This window comes from Veillonella parvula (assembly GCF_001553335.1).
Classification (GTDB): Bacteria; Bacillota; Negativicutes; order Veillonellales; family Veillonellaceae; genus Veillonella; species Veillonella parvula_S.
Genome location: NZ_KQ960784.1, coordinates 128,851 through 148,418 on the forward strand (window position 1 = coordinate 128,851; position 19,568 = coordinate 148,418).

Below are 19,568 nucleotides of genomic sequence, written 5' to 3' on the forward strand. Positions count from 1 at the left end.
GGAGATAGGTTCTTTTTATTATGTACTCTTTTACTAAACGCTAACGTCGTATGGTAACACCGAATCGCGCTATAGAGTCTTATTAGGATTTAGTATTAACGAATTGTTTTTACACCGATTAAGTCTGTACGACTTGGCTCAATATCAGTTAATGGTACTACATGATCTTTATAAAACTCTGCTTCAGATGCTTTCACAGGCACTTGGAAGAACAAGAAATATGCCATGTTATCTTTGCTCCACGTAATACTGCGAACTAAGCTCTTATCTACATTACCTGTATACTGCACATCACCTGTTGGCGTAGAGTCAATCCACTGTACGTCATGGTATTCCGTTGGAACATATTCTTTAGGCAATACAGTATCCTTAGAGTAACTCATGCGGAAGGCCATAACATGATTTACCCAACGGCCGCTATGTTCTTTGTACTCTTTACCTTGCTTCCAATATACAGTTTCTAATACATCATTATCATAAAAATGTGTAGCATAGTATGTATAGCCAAGAGGCAAGTAACTTGGTACAGATACGTCATAGGACATCTTACGAGATGCATCAATTACACCGCTTGGTAAGCCAATGGATTTACTCGTAAGTATAGGCCACTCAGAATTCGTATGTGTACGCAATGGCAACCCAATAGATTCAAAATGAGGTCTATCTTGTTCACCATTTTGTTTAACACTTTGCGCATTATTTCGTTTACCATTTTGCTTATCATTTCCGTCACCACGTAATCTAGTGTCATCAGAAGCCACGTTACTTAACGGCCCTACTGAATCTACAATTTTGCTTACATAGTTTTGGTTTCTTGGGGAAGCAAAGTAGAGCATATGAACTTTGTTATCTTTTTCCCAATAAGCAATTTGAACAGAATCGTTGCTAGAGCCTAAAGTATGTACAGGAATTCCATTAGGGGTAGTAAAGCTAACAGTATCATCAGCATTGTATTTTGTCTTTTCCAATATAGGCTTTACCACGGTATCGATAGCCCAACCCATACGATATACAATATCTGTATTAGAGAAGGTTAATTTCGGACCATATTCTCCATCATGGCCCGTTTCCGTATATACAATTTCTAATACATCATGGTCCTTGGCCTTTACATCGCGTACTGCATAGTCTTTAGGCATATAAGATGGAATTTGTAAATCATATCCAAAATAATTTGTACTGGCGTCAACATTAAGCTGTACTATATCACCATTATCAACTTGATCATACCACCGATAACGATTCATTAGATCTTTATTCTTTTCCACTGTATCGATGGTAACAGTATTTCCATTTTCATCCACTAAAGGGGTTAATGCACTAACTGATTGTACCCCAAAGCTACTTACCACAGCAGCTAGTATTCCCATGGCTAATAATAATTTTGTTGTTTTCAATCTCATAATTTCTTCTCTCTAAATTTAGATATTTCATAAGTATATATTACCGAGTTAATCACTTATCTATTACATTTTTAACTCAGATTACTGACTTTCAAGAGTATTACGTACCCTTAATAAACCACGCCACTCTTTGCTTTCATAGGCACTACATGTTCCTGTTTTATTTCTTCAATAGTTTTAGGTTTAATCGGTATTGTCGGATAGTTACCAACTAGTTCATAACGAGAGCTATCAATACTTTTCAACGGTACCACATGGTCCTTATAGAATTCCGCATCAGCCTCTTTCACCTGTTCTAAGAAGAATAGGGAATAAGCCATACCATCCTTCGCCCACGTAATGCTGCGAACCATATGCGTTTCAGGATTACCGGTATAATAAACCTCACTAGAATCACCTGATTTAGACCATTCAAGATCGCCGTATTCAGATGGAACATATGGTGTATCTCTTACAGTATCCAAGGAATATCCCATTCTATAGGCCATAATACTATCTATATATTTTTTCCCATCCCGATAGATAGTCACACCTTTTTTGTAATATACAACCTCTAATACATCATTTCGATCTTGACGCGCTGTATAGAGCTGATAACCATAAGGTATATAACTAGGTGCCTTGACCTCATACGGCAGTTGCTGTGCAGCCTCTACTATTCCCTTCCAATTACGAGCCCCTTCTTGAGTTTTCATAGGCCACTCTAAAAAAGACTTTCTTGGCAATGCTTTAATTGCTGAATCAGGATAAACTCTAGGCATATCATTTGTAACGGTAGCTAAAACACCAGCATTATCAGTAGATATAGAGTCATTAACAACATCTGCTGAAACATATCCCGCAGACAATAATCCTATAGCCATAGCAGCTAAAACGGACTTATATAGAAGCTTTTTCATGATCTCTCCTTTTATAAAAACTTGATATACTTTACACATTTAATGATATATTTTCTTATATATATCAAAAATATGACTATAATTCTGTTACTTAGGCTACTTCTTAAAACTTTTATCTTTCCTATTGTGAAAGTATAGTTATGAGCAAATAGCTGCTTTAATGCTTACTAGTTATACATAATAAAACATCCTACTAAACGCTATATTACAATAGAGTTCAATAGGATGTTTTGTCATTATTTATTTAATGGAGGCATAATAATATCTTGTTCAAGCTGTCTTCGTCTCTTTGCGGTATAGTCTACAACTTTAATTTGAACTACGCCCACAGAGTTTACCATGGCATCAGTAAAGGTAAATTCTCGACCAGTCTGATGCTTCATCAACACCTGTAAACCATGAGCTTTATCATCAATATTCGCTAAATAAACAGCCTCTCCTCGACCCATTACACTGAAATAAACTGAACTATATTTACAAGGAATATCTCCACCTGATACGAGGGCTTCATCATGGCCGTCAATTTCGATAAATACATGAGGGTTCGCTTTAATCAAATCAAACTTCTTTCCCTCATGATGTCCATGCACAAAGATATGAAGTTCATCATCTATAAATTCATAGCCAAAATGTAAAGGTACCACGTAAGGGTAATCACCATCCATCATACCTAAGTGAATGATACGCGTGCTGTTTAAAATATCTTTAATTTCATCTATATTTGTAACTATACGATCTTGACGTCTCATAATAGCCTCCACGGTTATATTTTAATGATAGTTCATGTATTATTATAGCAATTTTTCAGCTATATTTCTTACCAATCCTTTTGAAAGCTATAAGTAATCTATCTTAATCAAGGTTGTTTACTAAATATACCCTAAATTTTGTCTACTGTAAAAATACATTTGACTTTTTACAATAGATACTGTATTATAAGAAAATAGTTTTATAGATTCTATAGATTATGAAAGTTATGGATATCCATAGCCTTTATATTTATAGATAGTTTGTAGAAAAGAGGTCTTTATTATGTCTGATACGCATCAGTTAAAACGGGGTCTTAAGAACCGGCATGTACAGCTACTCGCCATCGGTGGTGCTATTGGTACAGGCCTATTCTTAGGCTCTGGTCGCGCCATTCACTTGGCGGGTCCATCCATCATATTCGCCTATCTAATAACAGGCGTTATGTGCTTCTTTATTATGAGAGCACTAGGCGAGTTATTGTTATCTAACCTAAATCACCACTCTTTTATCGACTTTGTAGAAGATTACTTAGGGGATCGAGCAGCCTTTATCACAGGATGGACATACTGGTTCTGCTGGCTTTCACTAGCCATGGCAGATTTAACAGCCGTAGGCCTCTACATGCAATACTGGATACCGTGGCTTCCTCAATGGATACCAGCCTTACTCGTTTTAATCGTCTTGTTGTTAATGAACTTGACAGCTGTAAAACATTTCGGCGAAATGGAATTCTGGTTTGCCTTGATTAAGGTAATTGCTATTATCTCTCTTATCATCATCGGTATCATCATGATTTTCACAGGTTTTACTACGAATGCTGGCGTCGCCGCCTTTAGTAATATGTGGAACTACGGAGGATGGTTCCCGAACGGAACGATGGGCTTTATTCTATCATTCCAAATGGTTGTATTCGCTTTTACAGGTATCGAACTCGTAGGGTTGACAGCTGGTGAAACGGAAGATCCTGAAAAGGTTATTCCAATGGCCATAAATAATATCCCATTGCGTATTATTTTATTCTATGTGGGTTCTTTAGCCATCATCATGAGTATTTACCCTTGGACTGCCGTTAACCCTGCTGCAAGCCCATTTGTAGCGGTATTTACCGCCGTTGGTATTACAGCCGCTGCAGGTATCGTAAACTTCGTTGTTCTTACCTCTGCAGCATCTGCTACAAACTCCGGTATTTTTAGTACGGGTCGTATGATTTATGCCTTGGCAAAACGCGGTCATGCACCTAGCTCGATGCGTCGCTTGACTCACAGCAGTGTACCATACCAAGCAACGATCTTCTCGGCAGCCGTATTATTGATTACGGTTGTACTCAACTACGTAATGCCTGAAGCAGTATTCGTTATGATTACATCAATCTCCACATTCTGCTTCATCTTTATTTGGGCCATGATGGTTATCTGTCACCTTAAATATCGTAAGAAAAATCCTGAACTAGCAGCACAATCTAAATTCAAAATGCCTCTATACCCTGTAATGAATTATATTATCCTAGCTTTCTTTATTTTCGTTCTTGCAATTCTAGCATTAAACGAAGATACGCGAATTGCCCTCTTGTTCACACCAATTTGGTTTATTATTCTTTGGGCCTTCTACTCCATGCTTAACACAGACGATGAAGATGCCCTTGGGGAAGAACTCATCGAAATGGCTGGTGTAAAAGAAATTTACAAAAAACCTAAGAAAGACGATTCCGATGATTACGTAATCTAACAAAAAAGCTCGTGCATAGCACGAGCTTTTCTTTTACTTCATAGTAGGGAAATTCTGTTGTTCATATTGTTCTAGATATGCTGGTAAATTACTTGTATCTTCATTGTAATTAAAAATAGTCTTGATGCGATAGCCTTCTTGAGTGATCATGATATCAATAGAGGATGGTACTTCTTGACCATTCTGTTGCAAATGGTGAACTAATTCTTGCAATGCCTCTATTTGACGTAAAGAACCTGCCATATATTTACCCTTGGATAGGCCTGTATTTCTAATGACTTGACCATTATATACTTGCCCTCTATTATCTTTGTAATAGAAGCGTACAGCATCCTTATCACCCATAGGGACTGCTTTAATATAAATAATCTTCCAATTCTTCTTAATCATCACTTTTGTAGCTTGTGCTAAATTATTAGACAAACGTCGTGTTTCTTGATTAGTAGATTTAGATACACCATTAACCTGTTGAATTTCATCATTCATAGGCATTTCAATAGGTGTCATTACTGGATCTTGTTCTACCTTTTTTGCATCTACAGGCTGAATCGTAAACACGCCAACAACCGCCATTACAGCTAATGAGGTAAGAGCAATTTTTTTCATTCCATCTCTCCTTAGAGAATTTATCAACACAAATTACATTTTATAAAATTAGTTACTAAAATCCGTATCCACAATAGCGAATTGTGTATAGTCAGGGTAACGTTTTTGCATTTCTGCCTTAATTTTTTCCAATGTGCCATGCGGATCTTCTTCGTCAAAGTCAAAGATAATATCGTAGTAAATAACCTTCTTTTCTTCTTGTACGTAGAAGGCATGTACTTGTACTACATGTGTATATAAACTAATAACTTGATCAAGAGCTTTTCTAATTTCAAGTACTTCTACACTTGGTTGGTTTTCAGCATATACACCAACGGTCATATTGATGCCAAACTTTTTATAAAGATGAACCGCAATGCCCTTTGTTAGGGGATGAACTTCTGCCATTGTCATCGTATCTGGTACAGAAATATGAACAGAACCAATTGTTTCTCCCGGACCATAGCTATTTAATACCAAGTCATATACACCACCCACATTCGGATGCTGTGCGATAGTTTCTTTAATATTACGGATTAAATTATCATCTGCTCGAATACCAAGCAAATGGTTGTACATTTCACGTAAAATATCATACGCCGCTTTTAAAATTAAAACAGAAATAACAGCGCCCACATAACCTTGAATATCAAAGTTAAAGAAAAATACTAAGCCTGCAGATACCAATGTGGCAAAGGTAATTACCGCATCAAAAAGGGCATCTATACCAGATGCTACGAGCGCATCGGATTTATATTTTTCACCTTGTGCCTTGATATAACGGCCCATCACGATTTTCACCACGATGGCAACAGCGATGATAAGAAGGCCTGGAATATCAAAGGTAGATACCTCAGGGTGAATAATTTTTTCCACAGATTCCTTAAGGGATCCAATGCCAGCACCGAGAATGATGAAAGCTATGGCCATAGTAGTCATATATTCTATACGACCATGACCAAATGGATGCTCCTTATCAGCCCCTTTGGCGGCTAATTTCGTACCCACAATAGTTAATACAGAGGACAATACATCTGTTAAGTTATTTACTGCATCAAGGATGATGGCGATGGAATTAGACGCAAGGCCCACAATCATTTTAAAAATAACGAGAACGACATTACCTATAATGCCTTTTATACTAGCAAGCGTAATCCCCCGATTACGTGCTGCACCATTATCTTGTAAAATCATACTACACCTCTTACATTCTGATTTATAGTTTATAAATAGAACTATATCGATTTACTTATAATCCTATTATAGCTTATTGATTATCATTTGTCATTATTTTTCTTGAAAAATATTTTTAAACTTATTGATTTTGCTGAATTATCAATAATTCTCATTTCTCAATTAGAAATTTTGATGTATTGTGACTTCACAATGTATAGTACAAACCTATTATTAACGTACTGGTATTTTGTATTACGTAACGAGTTAACCAGATCAGATTATACCGTAACCGTAATACGCTCTCCTGTGCGCATATGTGTAAATACTACCTTTTGAGCGCATAATTGGAATGGCTGTCCCGTAGGTTGTGCACCGTATAATGTATCTCCTACAAGAGGGTGCCCTAAATGGCTGAAAGCTACTCGAATTTGATGTGTTTTCCCTGTGTACAAACGAACTAAAACCTCAGTATATCCACATTTATTGGACTTATACACAGTTTTGTCCACATTTGGATTATTTTTATCCACATCTACTAATTCTATATCCACATTTTTTAGTCCTATATGCACAGAATTTTCAGACTTATTCACAGAGTTATCCACAGGCTGGGAAGAATGTCTACATAGGACGGAAAAATCTGTGCGAGTCTCTTTGCCCTTTGCATTTACTTCGTAATGAATACCATCAGCACTGCGTTCCATAGGGAATACTAAAGTATCCTCATCAGCTTCTACAATGCCTTCTACAGTCGCCAAATACCACTTTTCAAAGGTGTTATCATCCATTTGTTGTTGATAAAGACTTTGAGCTAGACCGCTTTTAGCAATGACAATACAGCCCGTCGTATCTCGATCTAGACGGTTCAAGAAACGTACCTTTCGCTTGATACCATGTTCTTTAAAATAGTGCGCCACACCATTGGCAAGAGATAGTTGATCTTTAGAGTTCACCGTCACACCACTTGGCTTATCCACAATAAGAAGATCCTCGTCTTCGTATAAAACGGATAAGTCCATTTCGATTGGATCGTGGTCAATCTTCTCTTTAGCCATAGCAATCCAGATCTCATCGTCTACGGAAATTACATCCTTTGGTGTAGCCTTATGCCCATTAATATGGATTAATTTCTCTTCAAAGAGTTTAACTAAGGACTTTCGAGGATATTTAGTATCTAACACTTCGCCAAGTGAAATATCACATGCTTCGCCAGTATGTTCTAGATCACGACTTGACATGTCTTGATTCCTACTCGATATACCTCGACTGCTACTAAATACGTCTCGACCGTTATTAGACAGCTTTTGTTTTGCATATTTCTTGCTAAGCACAGCGTTTATATCTACAGCGGTCACGGTCCACAGAATATCGTCAGGACGATGTGTTTTTCGCGCCATCAGTATCTCCTTTCTACGAGTTCAGAATCTCGTGGCATATAGTTGAGTAGCGAGCTTGGTTGAACAGCTCGACCTCTTATATTCGTCTGTTCAAAGGTAATAGTCAATTCTTGTTTAGGTCGAGTGATGGCCACATAGAACAACCGCTTTTCTTCGTCTTCACGACCTTCTGCAATAGCAAAAGGACTTGGGAACGTACCTTCGTTGAGTCCTGCTAAGAATACGTAATCAAACTCACTGCCCTTTGCTTGGTGAATGGTAATGATAGGAATGCGGTCTTCGTTTCGCACCTGTTGTGCAGGCTCGCCCGCCGTGAGAGCTGCGAGCTGCAAGATTTGATTTAACCGTGCTAATCCTGCTGGCCCTTCATAAGCCGCATCTAATTTTTCCATGATACGATATAAATCGCGTATATGCTCTACTTTAGCCACTTCTCCATGAGATTTGTAGTATTCTAGAACCCCCATTTGATTCATGATGTACGCCAATAATTTCGTTGGCATCTCCGTATAGGCTTTTCTACGCAACGTCGCCATTTGAGATGCGATATTGGTGAAAGCTGCCTTATATTTGTTAATAGCTACCATACGTCCCGTTGTAGTAGGCACGATATTTTCTTTCACCGCATAAATTAAAAGCTGTGCAGTGGCTAAGATATCGTCCATCGCATTATGAGTCGGGACGTGGTTTATAGGGAATGTAGACGCCAGAAAACCCAATTTATGATTTGGCAAATTAGGGTAGAAACGACGATAAATATCGAGTGTATCATAGACAGCCTTGAACTCGGGATTACCTAAGTTATAGCGATCCAATTCATTCGTAAAGATACTTACATCATAGTTTACATTGTGACCTACAATAATAGCATTCTTAGAGAGTTCCTTAAAGGCTTGTAACACTATAGCTGGCTCTTCGCCGTGCTCTTGTAAATACGCATCGGAGAAGCCGTGTACCTCTTCGGATTGACCAACAGGTACCCCAGGATTGATAAAGCGTTCAAAGGTCTCTAAGACCTGTCCATTTTCATCGATACGGATGGCCGCAATTTGAATGATGCGGTCTTGAGCTGTATCTGTGCCAGTGCTCTCCACGTCATAAACAACTACTTCGTGCTGCTCTAATCCACTGACAAGCTTTGCATAAGGCTCTACCTCAAAGATAGGCATATCCATAAAGTCCGTCAATTTTAAACCAACTTCTCGTGTTTCGGGACTTTCAATAGCGCCGATACGAGCGTCACCAATACCAGCAACATATCGCTTGATAATTCGTTTCGCACTGACAGAATCATTAGGATTCATCAACAACTTGAAGTAGGCCATAACATCTTTGATTTCTTGACGTCTAAAGAATTTGAACTCGTCGATAATCATAAAGTGACGTCGTTCCTCTTCAGGTCGTTCATTGTTGAGACGTTCAAAGGAGTCACTCAATCGTTGCGCCTTTTTATTATCCCGCACGAGAACGCCAATGTTAGCATCCTTTGGTAAGGCGCAGATAGCTTCGTAGATATATCTCCCCTCAAGATAACTATTTTTACAGCCTTTAATGAGAACTGGCTTCCCCTTGCTTTCACTATTGGCACGAGGCAATTCAGTGTAAATAGACCCAACTAGGTCGGGAAACATATTTTGCAAGGTCTTGAAAGCCATCGTAAAAAGCGTCCAGTTAGAGCGATAGTTTTCATAGAAGATGATTTTCAAAGGCTTGAAATCCGCATCAAACTGCTTGAGCAAACGGAACGGATCGGACCCACGCCATTCGTATATGGTTTGGAAATAGTCGCCACACAAAAGTACGTGATTACCCTCCCACAGCATTTCTAATACCTTGTACTCCAGTACGCCCGTATCTTGCATTTCATCTACAGAGATATAGCTGTAACGGCTACGCCAACGTTCACGAACTACAGGGTCTTGAAACAGACGATGAACACCACAGATGAGATCTGTAAAGTCTAGACCGTGCACGGAAGCTAAGCTTTCATCATACGCAGCAATCCATTCGTGACCATGGTTCAAGAAATCATGAAGCTCGCTGTAAAGGAAATTGCCAAAACTAGAGAATTGCTGCTCAATGGCTTCGCGCTGTTCCTTCTGCAAGCGTTCGATGGTCCGCTTGTAATCGCCTAGAAGGTCATCAGAATAAAATCCATATAAGGAACGATATTCTTTCACCATGGAGATAACATTAGCAAAAGACATTTCTCGCAATTTACCAGGACGGTACGGTTCAGAAAGTTCCTTGCAGTCTTCTTCGTCAAAGATGGTCACGTCCGTGTACAAGCTTTCGTTGCGCTTTCCCTCTTGTTGGAGAATGAAAAAGCAAAAGCTGTGGAATGTACTAACCTCCACAGCCTTTGCAGGACTGCCTACGAGCGATTGAATGCGGTCTTTCATCTCATTTGCGGCCTTGTTCGTAAAGGTCATGCACAAGATATTTTCCGCCTTCGCATAGCCGCCCTCGATGAGGTGAGCCACTCGATAAGCAAGTGTATTCGTTTTTCCTGTCCCAGCGGACGCTAACAAGAGGATATTCTGTTCCACTTCATCAATAACGCGTTGTTGTTCACGATTGATAAGCATAAAGACCTCCTGTTATAAAATGCCGTAATATATAGCAGATAAAACCATAGGAATAGGGCCTAAAATTGCTGTTAATGCCCAAATACCAACTCCAATATCCATTGGAATCTCCAGTATATGAACACATACCCAGTAGGTTAAAACCCCAGTTACAACATTCATAGCCACCCGTTTAATGGTGAAAAATGCTACCTTGAAAGCAATGTAGGCTACAGCAACGGAAATAACCGCCGATATAATCGGTGATGCTAATAAAGCTTCCATATTATCCTTTCATTTCTTGACGGTTCACTACGGCACCGCCTAGCGTTAATTCATCGGCATATTCGATATCGCCGCCCACAGGAACACCGCGGGCAATGCGCGTTACCTTAATGCCACTTGGACTTAACAAACGCGCCAAATAAAGCGCAGTTGCTTCCCCTTCTACGTCTGGGTCTGTAGCGAGGATAACCTCTTGTACAACGCCATCGCGAAGACGAGCAATCAATTCTTTTACCCGAATATCATCGGCACCGATGCCCTCCATAGGGGACAAGGCACCTTCCAATACATGATACAAGCCCTTATAATCACCACTGCGCTCGATAGCAATGACATCGCGAGATGTTTCAACAACCATAATCGTCGTATGATCGCGATTTGGATTGCTACAGAATTCGCAAGGATCTTGAGCTGATAAGTTAAAGCAAATAGAACAGTGACGCGTAGCCCCTTTCGCTTCTACGATGGTTTCTACAAGGCGGTCCACCTCTTCCTTCGGCATTTCTACCAAATGGTACGCCAAGCGTCTAGCTGACTTGGAGCCGATGCCAGGCAAGCGGCGCAGCTGTTCTACGAGGCGTTCTAAAGCGTTTGTCATTTAGAATAAACCTGTTGGCAAATTAAGACCACCAGTTACTTTGCCCATTTCTTGAGCCAAGAGGTCGTCTACTTTTTTGCTAGCTTCGTTTACCGCAGCCATCACTAAATCTTCTAACATTTCTACATCTTCAGGATCCACTGCTGTTGGGTTCAATTTCAAAGACTCAATGATTTTTTCGCCATTCATCACAACAGTTACGGCACCGCCACCTACGGAAGCTTCTACAGTACGAGTTTTTAACTCTTCTTGCATTTTCTTCATATCTGCTTGCATTTTTTGAACTTTTTTCATCATGCCAGTCATATTGCCCATACCTTTACCAAACATTGTATTTCCTCCTTTTAGGACATCGTCCTGTACTAATATTCTAAGTCTATATCATTAATACTATATGACATAGGTTTATAACATATATGTCACCTAATAGCCCTAAGACCAAAGGTTATTATATAACAATTACTTTTTTATCTATTCTTCGATGACCTCGACTATGATGTCATGGTCTTCAGATAGTTTTTCTAATGTTTCTGCCAATAAAGGATTGTTTCGTTCCTCTTCGGTCATATGCGCTGGATCCCATGCGTATTCACGAGCTACCGTAACGCTATCGATAGCCTCTACTTCAATAGGTGCTGGTGAAAGCATACCATTTCCATCACCTTGCTGTGGGGTTACCTCACGAGGTTCACCCCCATCAGACTTTGGGACAGCTTCAACCTCGATATGTGCACCGCTATCCATAGGGCGCTCTAACACTTCGCCATCCTCGCTGATAACCGTCACACTATCTAATGGGTGTGGCGGCATATCATCTAAGGATGATACATAAGAACCCTCCATATCATCTACAGGCACATCATCAAAGGAATGAACTGGAATATCATCCCCTTCAATAGAACCCGCTAGAGACTCAATAGGAATCTCACCATCAGGAACCTGATCAGATGGACTGCCATCAAAAGATGTAATCGGCACATCACCACCGAATGTTGGCTCTGTCTCTACACCAGCTCCTAATGCAGTTTCTGATGCATCTATTGTACTTGTATTCGCACTATCACTAACTGCTGTATTTCCAACAGCATCGCCTGTTTTCTTAGCTAAAAACGCCATCGCCGCAGCCTTAGCCGCGTCCACAGCTGCAGAATCAGTTTTACTTTCTTGCGGATCATTGGTTAAATCCATTTGTGTCGGTTCCGCACCGGAGGTCGTCTTTACGTCAACCATCGGTTCTTGTGGTCGTTGGGGTGCTTTTACTTGGCGTTGTGTGGTGCTACCAGCAGCCTTTTTATAGTCTTTATAAACTTGCGTGAGGGCATCCACGATTTCTACGTGTACCGCATAGCCCAGTGTATAAGTGAAAGCATCAGCTGCTTCCGCCAAATTCACTTCATTAGTCATCACATTGAGATGCAATGTATTTTTAAAGGCCATGACCGCCTTGCTTTGGTCTACATATACAAGTTGACCTTGTCCAATAACGGTAGAGGTCATATTGCGATTGCTATCCTTCAAGTATTTAATAACATTGGATTGTACATTGCGATACTCTTGAGCAGACAAGATTTGTTCACTAATGATGGCCTGTGTACTAACACCTTTTTTACCGCGACCTTTAGCTTGGTTTCTAGTAGGTTTTCGGGAAGCCGTGTCCCCATTATTTGGCGGTGGCGCCATGCCAACTCCGCCCATTGGTGGTGGAGCTATACCCACTCCATTCATCGGAGGAGGTGTACTACCTGGTGCTCCCATTGGTGGAGGCGTCATACCTACCCCATTCATAGGAGGCGGTGTCATCCCCACACCACTTGATGATGGCACTGCATCAATAATAGTATTTTGAGTGCTACTTATTGGAGCATCCTGTGTAGTTACAGTAGTATCAACAGATACAAAACTATTCGCATAACCACCTTGTGGTGGTACAAATGCATTAGCTCCATATGTTGTTGGAGCTGCTACGGGACTTCGTTGCTCTAATTGAGCCATGCGGTTCAATAAATCATTTCGTTCGGATCTCTTGGCACTTTCTAGTGCATATACGCGATCTTCGATACTTTCATCAACAGAACCTAATTTAGCACAAAGCACGAGTAAGCCCATTTCGATGATGGTTCGTGGATTGTCCACTTGTTTCGCATCATTCATGATGGATTGCGCACTGCGTACATATTGGTTAAGTTCATTGAAATCAACACTATTGGCCTGAGCTAGGAACTCATCCTTAAAAGCATCGTATACCTTGAGCTCATCCGCATCAGGAGCCACCTTACCAACGAGCAAGGCACGCACATGTTGAACTAGGGCTTCCATAATCTGCGTCGCATCGCGACCTTCTGCCAAGGCCTCGTGAACGTAGGATAATACTTTAGGTCCATCGCCGTTACGCAAAGCATCTAGGAAGTGAATAATCCATTCCTTACTTACGAGACCGATTAACTCTTCCACCACTTGCGGTGTAATAGAGCCTGTTGCCATACCTGCACATTGGTCTAGAATACTCAAGGCATCACGCAAACCACCGTCTGCATGAACAGCGATAAGCTGAGCCGCCGCAGAATCAAGGCCAAAGCCTTCTTTTTCTGCTACGTAAGATAAACGTTGCGCGATGTCATCAGAAGTAATGCGTCTAAAGGTATAACGTTGACAACGAGACACGATTGTAACAGGCAATTTTTCAATTTCTGTAGTAGCAAAGATAAACATGACGTGAGTTGGCGGCTCTTCGATTGTTTTTAAAAGCGCATTCCATGCCTCTGTAGTGAGCATGTGGGCTTCGTCGATGATGAAAACCTTTTTACGCCCCTCAACAGGCATAAATTTGACGCTTTCACGGAGAGCACGCACCTCATCGATACCGCGATTTGATGCAGCATCGATTTCAAGGACATCCATAGACTGTCCACTCAAAATCGATTTACAAGCACTACACTCGTTACAAGGGTGATCCGTTGGACCATGCTCGCAGTTGATAGCGCGCGCAAAAATCTTCGCCATGCTCGTTTTCCCAGTCCCCCGCGGACCGGCAAATAAATAGGCATGAGCTACCTTGTCTTCGCGGATAGCACGCATCAATGTATCAGACACCTGATGCTGACCGACTACATCGGTAAATGTCTGCGGACGATACTTACGATATAGCGCAATATATGCCATTGGAACACCCCCTTTTTTCAGAAACTTACAATACTTTATTATACCATATTCAAGAAAATCTGACTCATTTTATAGAGTTTTATCAGTAATTTAGACTAGTCATTTGAGCCCATCAATTAGACAAAAAAAAGCGGCCCCACAGGCCGCCTTGCAATATTCGATCACGACAGCCCCCGGGGTCCCCGTGGCACATGAAGGTTACCGCTTAGTGCTGCTACCTCTCAGTCCTGACACGATTCACAGGCCCCCATTGCACAGGCCCGAGAACTGCCATGATCCAATATTACAATACAAATATTATACATGAAAAAGCCTCTATAGTCAAAGCTATAGAGGCTTTTCACTATATTCTTATATAACAAAAATTAACTAAGGAGAAATATATTATGCATATTTTTCTTTAAATGCAGCCAATTGTGATTCTTCTAAGGATAAGCCTTGTTCTTTGAAGCGTTCAATAGCAGCTTGCATTTCTTCATAAGCTACAGGCACAACTTTTGTAAATCTGTTTACAAAGTTATTCCAGTTTTCTAAGATGTGACGGCCTTTAGCGGAGTTAGTATGCAATACATGTTGTTCTACTAGTTCTTTAATGCGTTTAAGATCATCATTATTCGCAGGACGTAGTTCTACGAGACCTGTATTTACATAGCGTTCATCACAATCGAGAATGTACGCATAGCCACCAGACATACCTGCTCCAAAGTTACGGCCGATTTTACCGAGCACGAGTACTTCGCCACCGGTCATGTATTCACATCCATGATCGCCGACGCCTTCCACAACGGCAGTGATGCCACTGTTACGAACGGCAAAACGTTCACCAGCTACACCGTTAATGTAGGATGTACCAGAGGTTGCACCGTAGAAGGCAACGTTACCGATTAGGATATTTTCGTCCGCTTCAAAGATAGATTTCTTAGGTGGGTACACCGTTATAGTACCGCCGGACAAACCTTTACCAAGGTAATCATTCGCATCACCTTCAAGTTCTAGTGTCATGCCTTTAGGGATGAAAGCGCCGAAGGATTGACCAGCAGAGCCTTCGAAATTCAACTTGATTGTATTGTCTGGCAAGCCGCTTTCACCATAACGACGAGTCACCTCAGAACCAACCAAGGTACCTACAACACGATTGATGTTAGTGATAGCCAATTTAGCGCGAATCGGTTTTTGGTCCTCAATAGCAGGACGGCACATACGCAAGAGCTTGGACATATCCAAGGTGCGTTCCAACTCGTGATCTTGGTCAACCATGTGCATATGCCCTACAGAGGCGTCGATGTACGGACGGAACAATATGCGTTTAAGATCGACGCGAGACAATTTGAAGTTATCGTCTTGCGATTTTTGACGTACAAGATCGATACGACCAACGAGCTCAGCCACGGAGCGAATACCTAAACGAGCCATGATTTCACGTAATTCACGTGCGATGAAAATCATCAAATTTTCAACATATTCAGGCTTACCTGTAAAACGAGCACGCAATTTTTCGTCTTGTGTAGCTACACCATAAGGGCATGTATTAAGATTACATACACGAGCCATTTTACAGCCTACCGCCACAAGTGGCAATGTACCAAAGCCGAATAGCTCAGCACCGAGCATAGCTGCTACAGCCACATCGAAACCAGTCATCAACTTAGAGTCTACTTCCAATTGAACACGGTCACGCAATCTGTTGAGCATCAATGTTTGATGAGTTTCAGACAAACCTAATTCCCAAGGCACACCAGCGTGTTTAACAGATGTACGACCTGCCGCACCAGTACCACCATCGTATCCGGAAATCAAGATATTATCCGCTTTCGCTTTCGCCACACCAGCAGCAATCGTGCCAACGCCTGCTTCAGATGTCAATTTAACGGAAATACGCGCATCTTTGTTAACGCATTTCAAATCATAAATCAACTCAGCCAAGTCTTCGATGGAGTAAATATCATGATGCGGTGGTGGAGATACGAGCTCAACGCCTGGAGTGGAGTGACGAGCCTTGGCAATTTCAGGATATACTTTTTTGCCTGGTAATTGACCACCTTCACCTGGTTTAGCACCTTGAGCACATTTAATTTGCAATTCTTTTGCATTGATTAAATAATTCGCTGTTACCCCGAAACGACCAGATGCAATCTGTTTTACTTCGGAGTTCATGCTGTCGCCGTTTGGCAACGGTTTGAAGCGAGCTACGTCTTCGCCACCCTCACCAGAGTTGGATGTGGAGCCAAGACGATTCATAGCAATGGCGATAGCTTCATGTGCCTCTTTACTGATAGCACCATAACTCATGGCACCGGCTTTAAAGCGTTTTACGATAGACTCTTCCGGTTCAACCTCTTCGATTGGAATACCGCCGCCTATTGGATAGTTCAATTCCATCAAGGAACGCAATGTAACGTGGTAATCGTTCCGAATCGCTTTGGAGTATTCTTTATATTTTGCATAATCCTTTTCGATAAGGGATGCTTGTAAAAGATCGATAGTCTTAGGGTTGAAAAGATGCTCTTCCCCATCTTTTACAGGACCATACCAGCCGCCTGGTTCGAGTACTGTTTCTTCAGATTTGAAAGCCCGTTCATAACGAGCCAAGGCTTCGTGTGCTACACCGCCAAGACCAATGCCGCCAATACGCGTTGGCGTATTTACAAAGAACCTATTAATGAAGTTAGTATTCAAGCCCAAAGCTTCAAAGATTTGTGCACCGTGGTAGGAACGAACTGTGGAAATACCCATTTTGGACATGACCTTCATAATGCCACCTACAGCGGCCTTGATGTAGTTCTTTTCTGCTTGTTCTGGTGTAATATCGCCAATACGTTTACGAGCTTGTAAATCGCGTACAGTTTCAAGCGCCAAGTATGGGTTGATAGCCGTTACACCATAGCCGATTAATGTACAGAAGTGATGTACTTCACGAGGCTCACCAGATTCAAGGATGAGGCCAATTTCTGTACGCAACACTTTGTTAATCAAATGATTATGAACAGCTGCTACAGCTAATAATGCTGGAATTGGTGCATGATTTTCATCAACACCACGGTCGGATAAAATCAACACATTTTGATCTGTACGAGCTGCTTCTTCTGCCTTTTCACACAAATCATTTAAAGCATCACGCAAGCCTTCAGCACCCTTAGTTGGGTCGAAGAGAATTGGCAAGGTTACGGATTTCATGCGACGACAATCAAGAGCCTTAATAGATGCCAACTCTTGGTTTGTAAGGATTGGAGTACGCATGGACAACGCATAGGTCCCAGCTTTGTTAGGGTCTGTTAGATTGCCAGAGTTACCAAGCATTACCCGTGTAGATGTAACCATCTCTTCACGGATAGAGTCGATAGGAGGGTTTGTTACTTGAGCGAACATTTGCTTGAAGTAGCTATATAGTAATTGTGGTTTATCGGACAAGATAGCTAAAGGCGCATCGGCACCCATGGCACCTACAGGGTCTTTACCATCTTTTGCCATAGGCACAATCATGCGAACAAGGTCTTCTTGAGTATAACCAAAGGCTTGTTGATTTTTGAATAAATCTTCAACTTTTGGTATGGAGCTTTCATCGGCCTGAGTAATTTCAGATAAATGAATAACATGTTCTTTCACCCATTCATCGTATGGCAATTCAGTAGCAACGCGATGTTTGATTTCTTCATCGGAGATGATACGTTGTTCATCTGTATCGATGAGAAGCATTTTACCTGGTTCCAAACGGCCTTTAGCGCGGATGTTTTCAGCGTTTTCGTTTACAACGCCAACCTCAGAAGCCATGATAACGCGGTCATCTGTTGTCACATAGTAACGAGCGGGACGTAAACCGTTGCGGTCAAGCACACCGCCAATAACGGTACCATCGGTAAAGCCCATAGCCGCAGGACCATCCCATGGTTCCATCATGAAGCTATTAAACTCGTAGAAATCATGTTTTTCTTGGCTCATGAGATTATTGCGTTCCCAAGGCTCAGGAATCATCATCATGATCGCATGAGGCAAGGAACGACCTGTCATGTGCAAGAATTCCAATGTGTTATCAAACATAGCAGAGTCAGATCCGCTATCATCTACTACAGGGAATACCTTTTTGATATCTGGGAACAATGGAGATTCCGCTTTACCTTCACGAGCATTGATCCAGTTTACATTGCCGCGGATGGTGTTGATTTCACCATTGTGAACTAAGAAACGGTTAGGATGTGCTCGAGCCCAACTTGGGAATGTATTCGTACTGAAGCGGGAGTGAACCATTGCCAATGCGGAGGTAAAATCAAGGTCGCTCAAATCGAGGTAGAAGTCGCGCAATTGACCAGGTGTTAACATGCCTTTATATACGATTGTTTTGGAGGATAAGGAGGCAATATAAAAATCGCTAGACAATTCCTTGCTCAATGGGATGATGCGTTTTTCTGCCAATTTACGAATGATATATAATTTGCGTTCAAATTCCTTATTGTTTGTTACATCAGGGCCTTTGCCGATGAGGATTTGAATCATCCAAGGACGAATCGCCGCAGCCTCTTTGCCGACCTTTGTACCATCAACCGGTACTTCACGCCAGCCGAGAACAACTTGCCCCTCTTCGCGCACGACCTCTTCGAGAATTCGTTTTTGCTCGTTACGGAGACTTTCATATTTATGGGCAAAGACCATACCTACGCCATATTCGCCAGCTGCAGGTAGGTTAATACCAAGCACTTCGCACTCGCGCTTGAAGAACTCATGCGGGATTTGTACTAAAATACCGGCACCATCCCCAGTATCCTTGTCGGCACCGGCACCACCACGATGTTCCAAGCGCTCTAAAATGCGTAAACCATCGTCGATAATATCATGAGATTTTTTTCCCTTAATATTAACAACGAAACCCATGCCACACGCATCCTTTTCAAATTGGCTGCTGTACATACCATTGGCTTCAAGTCTAGCTTGATCTAGACGTTGTTGCTCTATTGTGCTTTGCTTCATATCCATAACGTGCACTCCTTCATATCACTTGATCATTCCAAGCACTGCGGCATCGTTCCGTTCGA

At 41.4% G+C, this 19,568-nt stretch carries 13 protein-coding genes and 1 other RNA gene; 1 reads left to right on the top strand and 13 read right to left on the bottom strand.

All coding sequences use genetic code 11. The features are described 5' to 3' along the window. Window positions 1-95 precede the first annotated feature (95 nt). The 3 genes from HMPREF1865_RS02590 to HMPREF1865_RS02600 form a co-directional block, all read right to left on the bottom strand. Window positions 96-1,403: a hypothetical protein gene (locus HMPREF1865_RS02590; protein WP_060919079.1), complete on the bottom strand. Its 1,308-nt coding sequence runs from the start codon at window positions 1,401-1,403 to the stop codon at window positions 96-98. 110 nt (window positions 1,404-1,513) lie between these two features. Next, on the bottom strand, window positions 1,514-2,302 hold the full coding sequence (locus HMPREF1865_RS02595; RefSeq protein WP_060919080.1) for a hypothetical protein: 789 nt from the start codon (window positions 2,300-2,302) through the stop codon (window positions 1,514-1,516). A 236-nt stretch (window positions 2,303-2,538) separates the two neighbouring features. Beyond that, complete coding sequence (locus tag HMPREF1865_RS02600) at window positions 2,539-3,051, bottom strand: pyridoxamine 5'-phosphate oxidase family protein (protein WP_060919081.1); 513 nt, start codon at window positions 3,049-3,051, stop codon at window positions 2,539-2,541. 283 nt (window positions 3,052-3,334) lie between these two features. Here HMPREF1865_RS02600 and HMPREF1865_RS02605 point away from each other — a divergent pair, with 283 nt between their 5' ends. Beyond that, window positions 3,335-4,777, top strand: a complete 1,443-nt coding sequence (locus HMPREF1865_RS02605) for an amino acid permease (protein ID WP_060919082.1) — start codon at window positions 3,335-3,337, stop codon at window positions 4,775-4,777. A gap of 33 nt (window positions 4,778-4,810) precedes the next feature. On the opposite strand, the gene HMPREF1865_RS02610 is transcribed toward HMPREF1865_RS02605, so the two are convergent. The 10 genes from HMPREF1865_RS02610 to gltB all read right to left on the bottom strand — a co-directional run bounded on the left by HMPREF1865_RS02610 (window position 4,811) and on the right by gltB (window position 19,509). Further along, window positions 4,811-5,383 carry an immunity protein YezG family protein gene (locus tag HMPREF1865_RS02610; RefSeq protein ID WP_060919083.1) on the bottom strand — a complete coding sequence of 191 codons (573 nt, stop codon included), beginning with the start codon at window positions 5,381-5,383 and terminating at the stop codon, window positions 4,811-4,813. 48 nt (window positions 5,384-5,431) lie between these two features. After that, window positions 5,432-6,556, bottom strand: a complete 1,125-nt coding sequence (locus HMPREF1865_RS02615; protein ID WP_060919084.1) for a cation diffusion facilitator family transporter — start codon at window positions 6,554-6,556, stop codon at window positions 5,432-5,434. Window positions 6,557-6,816: 260 nt separating this feature from the next. After that, a complete protein-coding gene (locus HMPREF1865_RS02620; RefSeq protein ID WP_060919085.1) occupies window positions 6,817-7,935 on the bottom strand; it encodes an RluA family pseudouridine synthase in 1,119 nt (372 codons plus the stop codon). After that, window positions 7,935-10,523 (bottom strand): 3'-5' exonuclease, encoded by a 2,589-nt coding sequence (locus HMPREF1865_RS02625; RefSeq protein WP_060919086.1) that lies wholly within the window; start codon window positions 10,521-10,523, stop codon window positions 7,935-7,937. The genes HMPREF1865_RS02620 and HMPREF1865_RS02625 overlap by 1 nt, the downstream gene beginning before the upstream one ends. Before the next feature lie 12 nt (window positions 10,524-10,535). Further along, window positions 10,536-10,787: a hypothetical protein gene (locus tag HMPREF1865_RS02630; RefSeq protein WP_060919087.1), complete on the bottom strand. Its 252-nt coding sequence runs from the start codon at window positions 10,785-10,787 to the stop codon at window positions 10,536-10,538. 1 nt (window position 10,788) lies between these two features. Next, entirely contained in the window at window positions 10,789-11,385 is a 597-nt protein-coding gene (gene recR / locus HMPREF1865_RS02635) for a recombination mediator RecR (RefSeq protein WP_012864864.1), read from the bottom strand. Then, window positions 11,386-11,715, bottom strand: a complete 330-nt coding sequence (locus HMPREF1865_RS02640; protein WP_008714816.1) for a YbaB/EbfC family nucleoid-associated protein — start codon at window positions 11,713-11,715, stop codon at window positions 11,386-11,388. It abuts the gene before it with no gap. Between the two features lie 141 nt (window positions 11,716-11,856). Further along, on the bottom strand, window positions 11,857-14,544 hold the full coding sequence (gene dnaX, locus HMPREF1865_RS02645) for a DNA polymerase III subunit gamma/tau (RefSeq protein WP_060919088.1): 2,688 nt from the start codon (window positions 14,542-14,544) through the stop codon (window positions 11,857-11,859). A gap of 167 nt (window positions 14,545-14,711) precedes the next feature. After that, window positions 14,712-14,811: signal recognition particle sRNA small type (ffs, locus tag HMPREF1865_RS09725), an RNA gene on the bottom strand. Between the two features lie 117 nt (window positions 14,812-14,928). Continuing rightward, window positions 14,929-19,509: a glutamate synthase large subunit gene (gene gltB / locus HMPREF1865_RS02655; protein WP_060919089.1), complete on the bottom strand. Its 4,581-nt coding sequence runs from the start codon at window positions 19,507-19,509 to the stop codon at window positions 14,929-14,931. Window positions 19,510-19,568 lie beyond the last annotated feature (59 nt).

What these genes read in the sequence shown, in the direction of transcription:
- gltB (WP_060919089.1), bottom strand. Translation starts at nt 19,509, where the DNA reads ATGGATATGAAGCAAAGCACAATAGAGCAACAACGTCTAGATCAAGCT.
- HMPREF1865_RS02595 (WP_060919080.1), bottom strand. Translation starts at nt 2,302, where the DNA reads ATGAAAAAGCTTCTATATAAGTCCGTTTTAGCTGCTATGGCTATAGGA.
- HMPREF1865_RS02600 (WP_060919081.1), bottom strand. Translation starts at nt 3,051, where the DNA reads ATGAGACGTCAAGATCGTATAGTTACAAATATAGATGAAATTAAAGAT.
- HMPREF1865_RS02605 (WP_060919082.1), top strand. Translation starts at nt 3,335, where the DNA reads ATGTCTGATACGCATCAGTTAAAACGGGGTCTTAAGAACCGGCATGTA.
- HMPREF1865_RS02640 (WP_008714816.1), bottom strand. Translation starts at nt 11,715, where the DNA reads ATGTTTGGTAAAGGTATGGGCAATATGACTGGCATGATGAAAAAAGTT.
- HMPREF1865_RS02615 (WP_060919084.1), bottom strand. Translation starts at nt 6,556, where the DNA reads ATGATTTTACAAGATAATGGTGCAGCACGTAATCGGGGGATTACGCTT.
- recR (WP_012864864.1), bottom strand. Translation starts at nt 11,385, where the DNA reads ATGACAAACGCTTTAGAACGCCTCGTAGAACAGCTGCGCCGCTTGCCT.
- dnaX (WP_060919088.1), bottom strand. Translation starts at nt 14,544, where the DNA reads ATGGCATATATTGCGCTATATCGTAAGTATCGTCCGCAGACATTTACC.
- HMPREF1865_RS02630 (WP_060919087.1), bottom strand. Translation starts at nt 10,787, where the DNA reads ATGGAAGCTTTATTAGCATCACCGATTATATCGGCGGTTATTTCCGTT.
- HMPREF1865_RS02625 (WP_060919086.1), bottom strand. Translation starts at nt 10,523, where the DNA reads ATGCTTATCAATCGTGAACAACAACGCGTTATTGATGAAGTGGAACAG.
- HMPREF1865_RS02610 (WP_060919083.1), bottom strand. Translation starts at nt 5,383, where the DNA reads ATGAAAAAAATTGCTCTTACCTCATTAGCTGTAATGGCGGTTGTTGGC.
- HMPREF1865_RS02590 (WP_060919079.1), bottom strand. Translation starts at nt 1,403, where the DNA reads ATGAGATTGAAAACAACAAAATTATTATTAGCCATGGGAATACTAGCT.
- HMPREF1865_RS02620 (WP_060919085.1), bottom strand. Translation starts at nt 7,935, where the DNA reads ATGGCGCGAAAAACACATCGTCCTGACGATATTCTGTGGACCGTGACC.